This is a genomic window from Sporosarcina sp. Marseille-Q4943, assembly GCF_943736995.1.
GTDB lineage: Bacteria > Bacillota > Bacilli > Bacillales_A > Planococcaceae > Sporosarcina.
Window position 1 is genome coordinate 140,247 of the sequence record NZ_CALSFT010000002.1, and the last position, 15,484, is coordinate 155,730.

The 15,484-nt window shown below is 44.7% G+C and carries 17 protein-coding genes; 9 read left to right on the plus strand and 8 right to left on the minus strand.

The annotated features are described in order from the left end of the window. Positions 1 to 30: 30 nt before the first annotated feature. From NIT04_RS00750 to NIT04_RS00775, 6 genes are all read right to left on the minus strand, one after another. Positions 31 to 591 carry a hypothetical protein gene (locus NIT04_RS00750; protein ID WP_252501701.1) on the minus strand — a complete coding sequence of 187 codons (561 nt, stop codon included), beginning with the start codon at positions 589 to 591 and terminating at the stop codon, positions 31 to 33. Continuing rightward, the gene (locus NIT04_RS00755; protein WP_252501702.1) at positions 584 to 1,441 is read right to left on the minus strand and encodes a hypothetical protein; all 858 of its coding nucleotides are present in this window, start codon (positions 1,439 to 1,441) and stop codon (positions 584 to 586) included. The genes NIT04_RS00750 and NIT04_RS00755 overlap by 8 nt, the downstream gene beginning before the upstream one ends. Positions 1,442 to 1,571: 130 nt before the next feature. Continuing rightward, on the minus strand, positions 1,572 to 1,754 hold the full coding sequence (locus tag NIT04_RS00760) for a hypothetical protein (RefSeq protein WP_252501703.1): 183 nt from the start codon (positions 1,752 to 1,754) through the stop codon (positions 1,572 to 1,574). A gap of 57 nt (positions 1,755 to 1,811) precedes the next feature. Beyond that, positions 1,812 to 3,458, minus strand: a complete 1,647-nt coding sequence (gene metG / locus NIT04_RS00765) for a methionine--tRNA ligase (RefSeq protein ID WP_252501704.1) — start codon at positions 3,456 to 3,458, stop codon at positions 1,812 to 1,814. A 366-nt stretch (positions 3,459 to 3,824) separates the two neighbouring features. Next, positions 3,825 to 4,004: a hypothetical protein gene (locus NIT04_RS00770; protein ID WP_252501705.1), complete on the minus strand. Its 180-nt coding sequence runs from the start codon at positions 4,002 to 4,004 to the stop codon at positions 3,825 to 3,827. Between the two features lie 61 nt (positions 4,005 to 4,065). Next, positions 4,066 to 4,578: a hypothetical protein gene (locus NIT04_RS00775; RefSeq protein WP_252501706.1), complete on the minus strand. Its 513-nt coding sequence runs from the start codon at positions 4,576 to 4,578 to the stop codon at positions 4,066 to 4,068. A 217-nt stretch (positions 4,579 to 4,795) separates the two neighbouring features. On the opposite strand from NIT04_RS00775, the gene NIT04_RS00780 reads away from it, so the two are divergent. From NIT04_RS00780 to NIT04_RS00810, 7 genes are all read left to right on the plus strand, one after another. Beyond that, entirely contained in the window at positions 4,796 to 5,680 is an 885-nt protein-coding gene (locus NIT04_RS00780) for an ABC transporter ATP-binding protein (protein WP_252501707.1), read from the plus strand. Next, positions 5,677 to 6,789 carry an ABC transporter permease gene (locus NIT04_RS00785; protein WP_252501708.1) on the plus strand — a complete coding sequence of 371 codons (1,113 nt, stop codon included), beginning with the start codon at positions 5,677 to 5,679 and terminating at the stop codon, positions 6,787 to 6,789. The genes NIT04_RS00780 and NIT04_RS00785 overlap by 4 nt, the downstream gene beginning before the upstream one ends. Positions 6,790 to 6,846: 57 nt before the next feature. After that, positions 6,847 to 8,109: an ABC transporter permease subunit gene (locus tag NIT04_RS00790; RefSeq protein WP_252501709.1), complete on the plus strand. Its 1,263-nt coding sequence runs from the start codon at positions 6,847 to 6,849 to the stop codon at positions 8,107 to 8,109. Between the two features lie 523 nt (positions 8,110 to 8,632). Beyond that, complete coding sequence (locus NIT04_RS00795) at positions 8,633 to 9,322, plus strand: response regulator transcription factor (protein WP_252501710.1); 690 nt, start codon at positions 8,633 to 8,635, stop codon at positions 9,320 to 9,322. After that, positions 9,300 to 9,482: a hypothetical protein gene (locus tag NIT04_RS00800; protein WP_252501711.1), complete on the plus strand. Its 183-nt coding sequence runs from the start codon at positions 9,300 to 9,302 to the stop codon at positions 9,480 to 9,482. The genes NIT04_RS00795 and NIT04_RS00800 overlap by 23 nt, the downstream gene beginning before the upstream one ends. Continuing rightward, positions 9,479 to 11,692 (plus strand): HAMP domain-containing sensor histidine kinase, encoded by a 2,214-nt coding sequence (locus tag NIT04_RS00805; protein WP_252501712.1) that lies wholly within the window; start codon positions 9,479 to 9,481, stop codon positions 11,690 to 11,692. The genes NIT04_RS00800 and NIT04_RS00805 overlap by 4 nt, the downstream gene beginning before the upstream one ends. Before the next feature lie 128 nt (positions 11,693 to 11,820). After that, positions 11,821 to 12,855 (plus strand): TrkA family potassium uptake protein, encoded by a 1,035-nt coding sequence (locus tag NIT04_RS00810; RefSeq protein WP_252501713.1) that lies wholly within the window; start codon positions 11,821 to 11,823, stop codon positions 12,853 to 12,855. On the opposite strand, the gene NIT04_RS00815 is transcribed toward NIT04_RS00810, so the two are convergent. Continuing rightward, positions 12,824 to 13,474 carry a CPBP family intramembrane glutamic endopeptidase gene (locus tag NIT04_RS00815; protein WP_252501714.1) on the minus strand — a complete coding sequence of 217 codons (651 nt, stop codon included), beginning with the start codon at positions 13,472 to 13,474 and terminating at the stop codon, positions 12,824 to 12,826. The genes NIT04_RS00810 and NIT04_RS00815 overlap by 32 nt on opposite strands. A 189-nt stretch (positions 13,475 to 13,663) precedes the next feature. Here NIT04_RS00815 and NIT04_RS00820 point away from each other — a divergent pair, with 189 nt between their 5' ends. After that, positions 13,664 to 13,999, plus strand: a complete 336-nt coding sequence (locus NIT04_RS00820) for a hypothetical protein (protein WP_252501715.1) — start codon at positions 13,664 to 13,666, stop codon at positions 13,997 to 13,999. 80 nt (positions 14,000 to 14,079) lie between these two features. Then, positions 14,080 to 14,544 (plus strand): DinB family protein, encoded by a 465-nt coding sequence (locus NIT04_RS00825; RefSeq protein ID WP_252501716.1) that lies wholly within the window; start codon positions 14,080 to 14,082, stop codon positions 14,542 to 14,544. Between the two features lie 55 nt (positions 14,545 to 14,599). On the opposite strand, the gene NIT04_RS00830 is transcribed toward NIT04_RS00825, so the two are convergent. Further along, positions 14,600 to 15,436 (minus strand): TetR/AcrR family transcriptional regulator, encoded by an 837-nt coding sequence (locus NIT04_RS00830; protein WP_252501717.1) that lies wholly within the window; start codon positions 15,434 to 15,436, stop codon positions 14,600 to 14,602. Positions 15,437 to 15,484: the final 48 nt, after the last annotated feature.

Consider the following 15,484-nt stretch of genomic DNA (forward strand, 5'->3'; position numbering starts at 1 on the left):
ATGCTTCTAACTTTATGCTGAAAATAAGGTTTAAATGTGCGTGTTAACACGAAGTTGCTCAGGGCTGATACGCCGGATGGCTCCGATTAATAATAGAAGCAGAATATCCATGACTAGCGCACCGATGAATGAAATTATGGAAAGGGCGACCCATCCGTCTCCCGGTACATTCATCGAAAAGGAGAGGAGGGCTAAGGCGAATAGATGGATCGCCATGTAAAATTTGAATGTATTTACCGTTCGCCCTTGTAACGCTTGATCGCCAAAAGCTTCCGCTACATCCTTCAACACGACGAACATGTAATATCCCATAATTGTTTTAAGGACAAGTAGCAAGATAGAGTATGACGACCATCCGATTGAAAGGGACGTTTCCGAAAGGTTCACGAAGACGGAAGGAATCGAAATGAAGATACCGACCAGTGCGACAATCCTCGCTTTTTTCGCTCCAGGATACGCGTCAATGAGCTTGGAACACCCGGATAAAAGTAAGATATAGCCGATCGGATCCGCTAATAGATCTATGCCGACATGGAGTCGGAAAAAGATGAATACATACCCCCAGAAGATTTGCCGCAATGCTTTATTCATACGAATCCCTCCCTGTTTTTTCCCGTATGATCCTGTTCACATCCGCCTGTTTTAAATAAGGGTGTTGCCAATTGTAGCCGCCGTTGCTCGTGAAAGGCGTGCCTGCTGCTGTCGTTCCCGATAGATTGATACGGAAAGATGAAGGGATTGAGGCGGCGGTATGATTCAATTGCATTGCAACCGTTATATGTTCACCTTCACTTAAGTGGATGGGAAGCTCAATGCCATCCAAAGCTTTGTCCTTTTGATTTGGGTTTCCAGTAATGGATACGGTGAGCTGGTCCTCGAATGCGCTGCTGAATGGTGTAGATATTTTTTGGATGGAAAGCGGTTCGGTTGCCAAAAACGAGTGCGAACTCCGACCGTCATCACTTCCACCGCCTGACGTTAACTTCAGTGGAATCGGATCGTCCGATGTAAAGTATCCCGCGGGATGAATGATGACTTCACCGATTGAAACGGTGGATGCTTTCCCGTCAGAATAGAATACTTGCATTTCATTAAATGAACGATCATTATCACTCTCATTTAATTGTCTTAATTCGACTGTTATACTTCTGAGCTCTTGATGTTTAGAAGTGTCCACTGCTTGAGGGCTGGCCTCCGGATAGATAAATTCATGCTGCGGCAGTCCTTCGACATCCCCTAGTACTATGTAATTGATGTAGGATTGATCATTTTTATTTGCCAAGTAATAAAAAGTGACATTGCTTTGATGGCCCATCACCGCTTCAATATAATGAACTAGAAAAACAGGTTCTTTCAACTGTTTTGAGTAGGCGTATAATGAATTTGCAATCCAGCTGATTACAATCAGTCCGAGCACCGCCCAAAAATATCGTTCTCTCACACGTTATCCCCCTTCCGGAATTTCCCTTTATCTGTCTATTGTCTCAAATCAGATGTGGTATTGCATCAATTATTTGGGGAGGAGGAGTTTACCACCGACTTGAGCGACTTTACCACCGATTCTCGACCAATTACCACCGACTTGAAAATTTATCACCGACTTGGCCATGTTTATCACCACTTACACCGCTGTTATCACCGCTTAGAAGGGGATTATCACCACTCAGAGTGGGTTTATCACCGACTCTCAGCCGGTTATCACCGACTTGGCCATGTTTATCACCGACTTTCGCCCCGTTATCACCGACTCCCAACAATCTGCCCCTAATTTCAAAAGAAAAAGCCCTCTCAAATGCCGAGAAGGCCAAAATTTAATTCACACCTACAGATCGTTCCTTCAAACTTTTCAATTCCACCTCAATCTGCCCGACATCAATCCGTTCAAACAATGGTTTTACATCAACCAAAGCTCCACCGCCAAGCTGAATTTCTCTCCATTCAAATTTCCTCACTCCCAACATCCTCCCCACGTCCTCGCTTGAAAACGGCAGGAAAGGGGAGAGGAGTTGTGCCAGATTGGCAATGATATAGACACATGTCGCCATTGTCTGCTCGCATGCTGCCTCGTTCTCCTTGATCTGTATCCAAGGCTTTTCATCATCAAAGTATTTATTAGCCCGGCGGATGAAATCGAATATCGTTTCGATCGCTTCTTTAAAATGCCCCGTCTCGATGCGCTCGCCGACAATACGGTATAGCTCCACAACAGTCTTTTTAATATCCCCATTAATCTCGCCATCCGGCACAACCCCGCCATACGACTTCTCGATAAATTTCAATGTTCGATTTACGAAATTCCCGTAAGCGCCTAACAGCTCCGAGTTATGGCTATAAATGAACTCGCGCCATGAGAAATCGGCATCCCGGTTTTCTGGCGCATTTGCGGTTAAAAAATATCGCACCGAATCGGGATGATAACGGTCAAGAATATCCGGCACCCAAACCGCCCAGTTTTGGCTCGTCGACAATTTCCGCTTCTCCAACGTCAAATATTCATTTGAAATGACACGGGTCGGCAATGCGTCCTCCTTTCCAATGCCCATAAGGATGGCGGGCCAAATGATCGTATGGAAAGGGATGTTGTCTTTGCCATGCACGTAATAGGAAATCGTATCTACATTCCAAAACTCCTCGAAATCGACACGGTTCAAAGCGGCCCATTCCTGGCTCGCGGAATAATATCCCGTAACTGCCTCAATCCATACATACACTTTCTTATCCTCATAACCTCTGACAGGTATTCCGACGCCGTTCGCCAAATCCCTTGAAGCTGCCCGGTCACGAAGTCCTTCTCGTAAATAACGTTCGGATTGGTGAATCGCATTGTCACGCCATCTCTTTTCAGACTTTGCGCTCGCAACATATTTATCAAGTTCATCTTGAAAAGCACTTAGTTTGAAATAAAAATGCTCCGTCTTCCGTACAGTCGGTTCATTCCCACAAAGCTTGCATGTGCGCTCCGTCAAATCAAGTGGATCTAAAATGGAACCGCAGTTGTCGCATTGATCGCCTCGTGCCCGGCTTCCGCAATGCGGACAAATCCCCTCGACGAATCGATCCGGAAGAAAACGCGCGTCAAACTCGCAATACGTCTGTTCCACTTCCTTTTTGAAAATTAATCCGCGGTCCAATAACGTTAAAAATACATTGCGGACAACTTGATGATGAAACCTCCCATCTGTCCGCGTGTATATGTCATACGAGAATCCTAATCTTGAAAAACAAACGATAAATTCCGTGTGATAACGGTCTGCAATTTCTTTGACAGACACTCCTTCGGCATTCGCCCGGATTGAAATAGGGGTCCCGTTGCAATCACTTCCCGAAGCATAAAGGACCTTTTCACCTTTCAACCGGTAATACCTCGCCAAAATATCACCCGGCAGCAACGCCGCAATATGGCCAAGATGCAGCGACCCATTCGCATACGGCCAAGCCCCTCCGATAAACACACTCATTTTCCATCCTCCTCAAAATAAAATGAAAAAACCCCGCCCCTATCGATAAAAATCGATAAGGACGGGGTCTATAACCCGTGGTACCACCTTACTTCACGACCAGCTCACGCTGAACGTCTCCAAAAGTACGCGCTAAAAAAGCGTTATACTTTGACGTGGATAACAAGCGCCAACCTCGGCGCATCCTACTGGCCCGAAGACGTTCAGTGCGCGGCTCAAGGATCATGTTCAAAAGATTTGTCCGCTTCATTTCCACCATCAGAAGCTCTCTAGGCGACATCCTCTTTCTAATTTTCCCTCTCATTGCCTTTTGTAAGATGTAATTGAGAATATTATAGGCGTTTGATTCAGAAAAATCAATAGTGTTTACCAATTGGTAGGCGGGCGTTTTTGGTCGTTCCTGTCTTCACTTGTTTTGTTATTTTTATTTTTCACGTCATCATTCTTCCCTATTACGCCCAAGTCATCTGGGCTGATGTCATACCCATAACCGAATTCCTCGCGGTCCAGCGTGTTGTCTTTTTTAATTTTCTTCTCTTTAGCCATGTCAATTCACCTCCCGGTATACGGGAAGGATGGACAACTGGGAGATGATTATTCATTTTGCTTATTCCTCTTTCACCGACAATAAAAACGCATAAACCGCTTCTCCCTTCACATCGCCGCTCCATATCGCTTTGACGGACATGAAATACCTTCCTTCAGCCATGGGCACTTTTAATACTTTGTTCTCCAGATCTGCGGCTGTTGTTTCGCCGTCTCTATGGATGAGTACTTCATATGCATCAGGTTGCGGAAAATCTGCCCATTCATCAGCAGCAGAAAGTCTGAAGTTGATTTCAGCCCCTGGCTTCACTTGATTGGCACGTGCATGTTCTAAAATCTCCTGCGCAGGCGTCGGCTCCAGTGAGCACTTTTTCTCTGCAGTTTCCCAGCAGTGCTTGTCGTAGAATGCCTGAATACCGTCTCTGTCATAGGTCACTTGAATATTAGGTTTCAATGTGATTACAGTTTCCTCTTCATTCTCCACCTTGGTCGTTTGAGATAAAGGAGCCGCTACTTCTTCCTCATCCTTTTCATCATCGACACAGCCGACCAACAATGTGCTGATTAGCAGCACATATACCAGCAACCATTTCTTTATTGAAATCCTCTCCTTTACCCGTTTTTACCGTTGTCGTTATCCATTTCTATCCACAGTCTATCATTCATACAATTCATAAACAATGAGAATAATTAGAATAAATGAAGGGTTTCCACGGTCTATGTGGTAGTAAGAAAGAAGGGAGAATTTGTAAAGCGGTGTAAGTTTGTCGAAAATGAAAGGGTGTGGGGGAATGATTGTCCAAGTAGACGGTTTGAAAAAACGATATAAGAAGGATTGGGTGTTGAAGGGAATTGATATCAAAATTGAGGAGCCGCAAATAATAGCGCTTGTCGGGCCGAATGGCTCGGGGAAGACGACGCTCTTGAACTGCATGACAAATCTATTGTCGTTCAATGAAGGTAGAGTCGAAATTCTTGGGAAATCAAACAAGGATCCGTCCCTCTTCTATGAGATTTCCTATTTGCAGGACAACCGGATCCTCTACGGGAATTTGACGGCATACGATCATTTGAAGTTCATTTGCCGTGTGCAAAAACTGCCGGTGTCCCGCATCCAAGAAGTTGCTGAAAGGGTAGGGATGACAAGTTATTTAAAGAGGCGTGTCCGCAATTTTTCGCTCGGAATGAAACAACATTTATTGCTCGCAATGGTCATTCTAAACAAACCGAAGCTGCTGCTCATGGACGAGCCGTTGAATGGCCTTGATCCGACAAGCGCCATCAATATGCGAACTATTTTATTGGAATTGTTCAAGGAAGGGACGACAATTATCATCTCGTCGCATAATCTTGATGAAATCGACCGGTTGACGAATACGATCTACTTCATGAAGGACGGTGCTTTATTGAAGGAGTCGCTGGAAGAGATCACCGTCATTCATTACGAGCTGACCGTCAGTGATCTGGCGAAGGCGAAAGAAATTTTGGAAGAAGTCGGACTGACTTTCACGATAAATGAGGAAGGTCAATTGGGCTTCAAGGAGACGGATGTCCCGTTGCAAACAATCATCGGTTTATTGTACGGGAATGGAATTGACATCCAACATATCGAAAATCATAAAGCCGGAGCGGAAAAGCGGTATCGTGAGTTGTTTGAAGAGAGGGCAACAGTATGATGCAGTTTGCTTTTGAGCTGAGGAAGGTCATCTTCAGCAAGAAACTGCTGTATGTATACTTGTTCATCTTCTTGGGTGTCGCGCTTCTCTTCATTCGGAATGTGACGTTCCAGCCGTATATTGAAAAAGAGGAAAATGAACGGATTGGTGCACTCATTCAACAATCGCAAAGTCTGAATCGGATGTATACCGCTGCGCTGGAAAATAACCCGGACGACGAGGAGACGAATAAGTTGCGGCTCATCAACTCTTCTATGCTGACGAAATTGTACGAAATCCGGGCCATTGACATGGAAAAATGGAAAAACAAATTGCCGATTGAAAATGCATTTTTAGAGGAAACGCTCCATTTCAAGGAGCAGGGGGGAGAATACGATCTCCCTGTCGGGGAAATCAATAAAATGCTTGCGAAGAACCATAAGCATCTTTCCGAAAATGTCAAACCACGTCATGCGACATATGGCATCGCCTTGCCGAATTTCTTGAAGCTTGTCGTAGATCTGTTTATGAACTTCGGGGCGATCATCATTCTCGTCATTTTGATAGGGGAGATCATGACGAGCGAGTTTGAAACCCATTCCATCAATTTCTTGTACACGCAGCCGGTGAACAAAGGGAATATCATAACAGGCAAGTTTTTCAGTTCAATTCTTGTCTATTTCCTAACAGTTATTGTTTTACTAACGGCAACAGTGCTCGTCGGGTTGTTCGGATTTAAAGGGAAGTATCATTATCCGATCATGATTGAAAGGAATGGCGAAATCGATTTTATTACGATTGTGCAGTATGTGGGCCAAGGATTGACGGTCATCAGCGTAACCGCAATCATGGTAATCGCCCTCTTATTGGTGTATAGCCTGCTGTTCAAACATACTTTATCCACCATTTTTGCCTTGCTCGCGACGTTAGTGGCGGGCTATGGATTGTCCGCTTTCATTAAATGGCCATTCTTTTTCTGGCTGAACCCATTCCAATACTTACTGCCGGAAGAGCGCCTGCTTGTACGGAATGGAACCGATTGGTACCAGGGAATCCCTGTCATTTTGCTTGTGACCGTCGTTTTGTTTTTTATTGCGAGGATGAAGATTGAAACGAGTCGGGTCAATTGAGGGAAGTTCTACGTTGAAGGCAAGGGGCAGAGACAGAACAGGTTTGGAGGGGAAGAAATGTTACGGCTTATTCAATTTGAGGCGATAAAGGCGTTCAAGTCGGTGTTTTTCAAAGTGATCTTATTGGCTTTCACTATTTTTATTATCGGCTATTTTGCATATGTCTACATGAATACAACGCGGGTGGAGGATTTGCTGACGGAATCGGAAGATAGTCTTTTCAGGGTTCAAAGTGAGTTAGAGGAATTGGCGGCTTCGGTAGCTTCCGGTAAGTTGGACAAGGACAGCAGGGAATATAAAGATCGGAAAAGTGACTTGGAGGATTTCTGGTTGCCGATGTATAGCAAAGAAGTGGAGGTATATCGGTCGGAAGATTACAATCGGATGCTGGATATGGAAATCGAGCATAGGACTCAATTCTTTCTACCAAGGCTTGCTTATGGAGACTTTTGGTCGAGGGAGTGGCGCACATTATTCACGGAACAAACGAGTTATGAACAGTTGAAATTGCTGCGGGAAAGGGAGATTCGCCCTCTTTTGCCGTTGACAATGTTTTCGGATCTGACGGTATATGATCAGTATTTTGGCGAGGCTGGTTGGGACAAGTTTATAAAAAAATTGAGCACGAAATATTCGTCAGATGGAGTCCATTTTGCGAATCGTCTGTTGACCCTTCTGTTTAGTGTGTTCGGTGCAGGAATATTCATCTTCTTGTTCGGGGATGTCGTGACGAGGGAAGGGGTTGGGGCGAATGGCCCGATCCATCTGCTTCGGACACAACCAATCCGTTGGTATCAAGTCATAATTAGCAAATTCATCATGGTTTTGGGCGCCACCTTTCTGTTGCTCGCATTATTCAGCGGGCTAGCTTTGCTGCTTGGAACTGTGTTTGACAGATTCGGAGAGTTGAATTATCCGGTGCTCATTTATGGTGATGCAAACGGCTTCTCTTTTATGGATATGGACACATTCCTTCTGAAGTCAGGAGCTCTCTTCTTCTTGGTGCTTGTTTTCTGTTATTCATTGCTCTTTTTATTCTCGCTTGTCGCGCGAAAAACAGCGATCGCTATCGGGCTGATGCTCATTGTTTTATTCGCCGGAGTGAAAATGTCCGAGCAATCGGTTGCGTCCCCTTGGGCGCCTTACCAGCCATTCCAATACTTCGCCGTTCCGAAAGTCGTGACGAATGAACTTGCAGTCACTGCAAAAAACTTTGCATTCTCTTTCTCGAATGGTTTGATTGTGTTGGGAGTCGCGAGTGTACTCGTTTGGATAGTGATTGCTGTTGTGTCGGTAGTGCACTATCGATTTACACGGTAGGAATTGAATGTAGCTGCTCATCGGGGGATGAGGATGAGCGGCTTTTTTGCGTGGGGAGAAGTTTACCACCGGCGTGCACGACGTTATCACCGACTTAGCAGAGTTTATCACCGACTCTCGGGCAGTTATCACCGACTTTCACCGGTTTATCACCGCTTTGCTGCAATTTGAGTAATTTCTATGGTGGTGTCCAAGCATTTTCTGCGAATGCAACAGCTTACCACCGACTCTCGGCTAATTATCACCGACTTAGCTGACTTTACCACCGACTCTCCCCGAATTACCACCGACTCTCTATAATTCAGGCATTTTCCTTAGTGAAATCAATTCAAACCCGCCAAATTTTCATGCCTGCAAGAGTTTATCACAACTTAAAGGATCTTTATCACCGCTCAACCATTTATTAGGCATGAATCTAAAGCCGACATTCACCCATCTTAAGAATTTCTTCATAATTCCCCTTATCGAATGTTAAGATTTACCCACTACAATTGGTATCATAGAGGAAAGTGAGGTGCGGATGATGGCGAAGTTCACAGTTCTCGTGGCGGATGATGATAAAGAAATCCGCGATGGGATCGAGATTTATTTAAAAAATGAAGGATACAGCGTGTTGAAAGCAGCGGACGGGAAAGAGGCGCTTGATTTGATTCAAACGAATGAAGTCCACCTGCTCATCCTCGACATTATGATGCCGAATATGGATGGGATTACGGCGACGTTCAAAATCCGGGAGGCGCAAAATATCCCGATCATCATGCTCAGCGCGAAGGCGGAGGATACGGATAAAATTCATGGGTTGTCAGTCGGCGCGGATGATTATGTGACGAAACCGTTCCATCCGCTTGAGTTGATGGCGCGCGTCAAATCGCAGCTGCGACGGTATGTCCAATTTGGCACATATGACGGCCAGAAAAAGATTGAAATTGACGGGTTGACGCTCGATGAAGATGCAAAAGAGTTATCGGTTGATGGGAAACCGGTGAAGCTGACGCCGATTGAATATAAGATTACGGAATTGCTCATGAAAAACGCGGGGCGTGTGTTTTCAATAAATGAGATTTACGAACGAGTGTGGAATGAAGAAGCGTATAATGCGGAAAATATTGTTGCGGTCCATATCCGCAAAATTCGTGAGAAGATCGAAGCGGACCCGAAAAATCCGAGATATGTAAAGGTGGTGTGGGGCATTGGGTACAAAATCGAGAAGTGAGTGGGGTTCACTCATGTTATCAGTCATCGCTATTGGAATTGCGGTAGTTAGCATCGTCCTTTGCTCACCCCACATCATCGATATGCTTGAAAGCGGATGGGAACGATCAACACGTGCCATCGCCTATTTTTTACGCATTATTAGAGGAGGCGCGGCATGATGAAAAATAAAATTTTACTATTCTTATGGGCTTCGCTTGTTACGATTGTGCTTCTTGCCAGCCTATCATTCGCAAGACAGGCAACGGGGCTGATTGGAAAGGATTTTACCGATTCGGATGATATGAAGTGGCGGTTAGACGAGTTTTACAATACGCTCGGACCGACAGTGCTCAACCCGATTGACGTGGAAGAGGCGAAGAAAAATATTACCGTATCCGACAGTGAAATTGAGGATCATCGGACCCGGTACGGAACGATGGCAGACCAGCTTTCCAATATCCATGAGCAGTATGAACAGAGAATAGCGGACGCGAAAAATGCTGGTAATGAAGTATTGATGAGTACGTTGACTGAAGAGCGGGATATGAAACTTGATGACATCCGAAAGAACTTCGAGAGCGACGATCACGTGGAGGCGAAAATACGCAAAGAAAAAGAGAAGGCGTTAGTCCAATATGTGAATGAAGTCAAAGCCAATTCATTTTCATTGCCGGTTGCCTATGAATTCACCGATGTTGAGACGGGGGAGACGGTTTCTTCCGGAGATGTCTCACAGCCAGCAGTTTATAAAAAGCAATTCGATGCAGCAAAAGGGTATTTCAAGGCGAATTCGTTGCCCGGAAACTATGGAAACTCAAATGGCTGGGTAAAGACTTCCTATACTCAAAAAGATATTATGTTTCCGGATACAGAGGTCACAATCATGAATTCCGTGAAAACGTTCGAAGGCGTAGTCATCGTTCCGAAAACGGCAGTCGCAAAAGGCGGTGCCTTACATTCGCAATACAAGGATTTCAATAAAGGGAAATTTGCCATGTACATCTTTTGGTTGCTTGGCATCGTAGCACTAATCGCCTTATTGACTGCCATGAAGTTTCAGAAGGAATGGGTGACGGGGACAGCAATTGCAGATTGGTATGCCGATGTGAAAATCGATGCAAAGGCGGCTGCATTTTTCATGTCAGCGCTAATTTTAGTTGGATACATTAACAGCGAATCCTACAATCTGTTGAACTTCTTTACGGTCCAAGGACTGGAGAGGTGGATTATTTGGCTCGGGTCCTTCTTTGTCGGGGGCGTCGTCATGACTGCCCTGATTGCATTCCAGCTTGTAAATGGTGTGGAACGATGGAGGCGGGAAGGGGTATTTGTAAAGGACGTAAAAAATAGTTACACACTCCGATTCTTTAAGGCGTGGCGTGAAATGTTCCTGAAAAAGTCGATCGGTGTTCAGTCGTTCATCCTGCTTATCGGATTTTTCTTAGCGGGAATCGGATTCATAGTCGGTCTTATGAATGGGGCTTTATTCATCATCTACGTCTTTTGCGTCCTTTTCCTTGGCCTTCCCGCCCTCTATATTTTCGTCCGACGTTCCGCATACTTGAACCGAATTATCATTGCGACGGAACAAATGGCTGCAGGACGTTTGAATGAAGATATTAAAATTAAAGGTCGCTCACCACTTGCGGAGCACGCGAAAAACTTGAACAATCTCCGAGAAGGTGTGCGGGTTTCCATGAGTGAGCAGGCGAAAAGCGAGCGGTTGAAAACGGAATTGATTACGAATGTTAGCCATGACCTACGGACGCCGTTGACATCGATCATCACATACACCGACCTGTTAAAGGATGAAACGATTACACCGGAAGAACGTGCGAAATATGTCGACATATTGGATAAAAAATCTCAAAGGCTGAAGACGCTCATCGAAGATTTATTCGAAGTGTCGAAAATGGCAAGCGGCAATCTGGAACTGCACAAGCAACGTGTTGATTTGACGCAGTTGCTTCAGCAAGCACTTGCGGAGCATGCCGAAGAAATCGCCGAATCGGGGCTCGATTTCCGGACGACACTTCCGGAAGATATGCTTATCGCTTATGTAGACGGTCAAAGATGGTGGCGCGTTCTCGACAACCTGATTGTCAATGCGATCAAGTATTCATTGCCGGGCACTCGTGTGTACGTAACACTACGTAAAGTAGGGGAGTCCGCGGAGTTCGTCGTGAAAAACATTACAAAATATGAACTCGGTGAAAATGTCGATGAATTGTTCGAACGTTTTAAACGGGCCGATACATCGCGCCATACCGACGGCTCGGGACTTGGCTTAGCCATCGCGCAATCAATCGTCGACATGCACGGTGGAAAAATGAAAATCGATTTGGATGGCGATCTATTTAAAGTGACCGTGACTGTACCGACAAAATAAACAATTCGCATGCATTGCCAAGAAATCGGCATGCCTGCGAATTTTTTATTGTGAGCATCAAGTGAAGGTTTACAACCGACCAACCAAAGGAATACAGATAGAAAAACTTTTGTGTGGAGGTGGCCGGTTTGTATAGCCGATGGATGGATTTGGATAGGCGATATAAGCGGGTCATTTTCTTGATCGGAACAACAGCGCTTTTGCTCGTCGTGGCGACGGCTGGATTTATGTATTTTGAACATTTATCCCCATTTAATGCATTGTGGATGACGGTCATTTCAGTCATGACGATCGGTTATGGGGACATTTACCCGACGACGGAGGAAGGCCGGTGGTTTGCCTTATTCCTTGTACCGTTAGGAGCAGGAGTCGTGACATATGCACTCGGCATCGGGGCTTCCTATTTCATTGAACAGCAATTATCGAATAGGGTGTGGGTGAGAAGGATGGAAAAACAAATATCTAATTTAAACGACCATATAATCGTCTGCGGTTTCGGACGCGTCGGGAAGCAAGTATATAAGCAGCTGAAGGAGGAAGGTGTTCAGATCTTATTCATTCATGACAATGAAAGCGATCTAATGGAAGTCGTTGAACCCGGTACACTCCGAATCATCGGCGATCCGACCGACAAAGCCGTCTTGATGAAAGCCCGTGTAGATCAAGCGCGAGCTCTTATCACTGCACTTTCAAATGACGCAGATAATGTTTTCATCACTTTGACTGCAAAAAGCATCAACGAGGACATTGCCATAGCCGCTCGGGCAGAACGGGATGACTCGGAAGATATATTGGAAAAAGCGGGTGCCACTAGTGTCATTAACCCTTCCATCATTGGAGGAAGGGAGTTGGCGATGTCTGTCATAAAACCGAATGGCACCGACTTCATAAATGACCTGCTCCGTTCGGAGGAAAAAGAGTTCATGGTAGGGGAAGTCGCCCTGGAAGATACGGAACCGTTTATCGGCATGACAATCGAGGATGCGAACTTGCAGAAACACTTCGAAATCACCCTCGTCGCGATTTTACGAAATGAAGAATTGCTCAGTAATCCGGATCTGAGTGAGAAATTCCAGAAGGGAGATACGTTGATCGTCATCGGCAATCCGAAAAAAATCGAGCATTTCCGTGTTAATAAAAATAAAGGATATACACCCCGATAAGTAATATGCCTAAATCCGCAAACATATGGATGATCCAAGATGGCAGGATGGTACGGCATTTTTCATTCACAAGCTGAAAAATTAGCCCGCCTGCCCAAAGCCCTCCGACAGCTAACAATAAAATCGGCAATGTAAACCAAGGCAAGAAGATGGCGATATGGTAAACGGCGAAAAAGAATGGCGGCAAGATGAACCGCACTCTTGATTCGTCAAAGATGTTAGGCAGCAGTCCACGAAAAAAGAATTCCTCAATGACCGAGTTTCCAATCAAAATGTAAAGCGCGATGAACGGGAAGACGGCAGGCGTGATGCCGGATTGCAGCAAGTCGTCCCGCAAGGAAGCGATGTCGATGACCTGTTGCAATAAAAGGAAGGCTCCAATGATGAGCGCCATAATCGAAATACCTAAAATGAAGGCGAGTCGAACGCTCTTTTGATCAGCTTTCCGGAACCGGAGGTATGGAAACTTCGTCGCACGGAAAAGCATCAAAGGGATCGCAAGAAATAGTATGACCTTCGCGACCGTTTTGACTCCATAGGACACGCCTACACTTTGCTCAATCCATAACAACAGTAAAATGCTCAAAATAGGAAAGAGAGCTCCAAACCATTTTTGCATATAGATACCCCCGCAGTTTTCTCCGTCAAACTCTATGTAACTTTGACGAATAAATATAGAATGATGTTCCCTTTACAAATTATTTTAAAAAAAGAGGTTTATGGCTAATTATCGTAGGGTATAGATAAGAACTATCTCTCGCCACGCGCGGGATTTCCGTGTTTGATGAGAGAACAAGGAGGAATCCATATGACGATCGTTGATGGTAAATATCCGAATAAAAAGGACTTGGAGCCGAAAATCCTGCATCCCGGAAAAGGGGTAGGACCTACGTATGAACTGCCTTTAGCGGACCCTGCCGACTCGAACTGGACACATGAATTCCGCAAAAACGCACAAGATAAAACGGGTATGGACAATCCATCCGCTTATAGTGAAAATAAGCCGCTTGTCAATGAGTTCCAATTGATGGATGATGATTCACCTGTGAAGTTGCAGTCAAAAGAGAATCGAGAATTCAACAGCGTGGCCCGTGAAAAATGGAACAGCCAAAAGAGAAACGACAAACCGATAGATCTAACATAAAGTGGACTCCGTACTGCGGATGTCCGCTTTTCCTTTTCCAATCCCTTTTATAGTATGATGAAGAAAAGGGGGAATTGGAAATGGCGACAATTGAACAGTTGAAATTTGCAAGGATGTATACGATGGGGCGTTTATCACAGGCGAAGGAAGACGCATGGGATAAGCAACCGACGGGGTTCAATAATACAATCCGTTGGAATGTCGGTCATATTTACATTTCGTTGGAACAGTTTGCAACGAGAGTTCTGCCATCCTATGAGCCACAACACAATGAGTGGGATGCATTTTTTGGAATGGGGACGAGCCCTGCGAAGTGGGAAGGTCAAGCCCCTTCAAAAGAGGAATTGCTTGTAGCATTACAGGAACAGTTGCCGCGTGTCGTACAAGCATTGGAAGGCAATCTAGGCCAAACTCTGCCTGAACCTCTCAAAATAGGTGATATGTTAACGATGGGAACGGTCGATGCGGTCATGCAGTTTGCTATATGGCACGAAGGACTGCATGCAGGCGTCATCCATGGATTGAACCGGGCGATTGGAGAATAAGAATAAAAGTAAGAACGCTTTGAAAGCTTAATTAGCCGACAAAGCGTTTTTTTGCTTAATTTATTCCAAAATGCTTCCGCAATAAATAAGCGGCCCATTTGCAATGCGGATGTTGTCGGATATTCTCCAATAATCCCTTTACAATCGCTGGATGCAGCGCTGGCTCTAACAGCTCTTGCCTTAACAGGATCAACGACTCTTTTTCGATTGAATCCTCCATATCCTCAATATTCTTTTCCACGATTTCGACAATTTGTTCCAGTGTGTACTCTTCATGCAAAGGCCGATCAATCATCTGGATTAAATCATCGGAAATAAAGGAAATCGACATGTTTTCAGCAAGCAGATTCGTCTTTTCAACAAGTGATCGGGAGAGCAAATCCAAATCAATCGGTAATTTATACAGCAAAAACAACTCGGAATAGGTGTTCATGAAACCTTTAATGCAAAACGCTAAATCATATTTTAAGTCATTGGCTTGTTCGCCATATAGTCGTTCAATCATTGATAAGATCACTTTTTCAAGAGATTTGTTGTAATTATGGAGCTTCGTGAATAGCTCCTCATTGAACGATTGTGTCGGTTCCTTCATTAGGATCTTGGCAAAATCAGAGTGTTTATTGAACGATTGAAACGTTGTGTAATAAAAATTATATAATAAATCCGCGTCATTTTTCTCATGGTTGACCACGTAGTCAATATCTGCGGTGAACTGTCTCATGAAGTGGTCGATCAACGCAACAATCAACTCGTCTTTTGACTTGAACGATAAATAGAAAGCTCCTTTGGAAATGCCGCAATGGTCCGTTATTTGTTGGACAGACGTCGCTTCAAATCCTTGCTTTGCAAAGAGTTCCAAAGCTTTCTCCATAATTAGTTGTTTTTTTGACATATATTCAAATCGCTCCTTGTTATTTCTTGACAATTGACCGCATAGTCA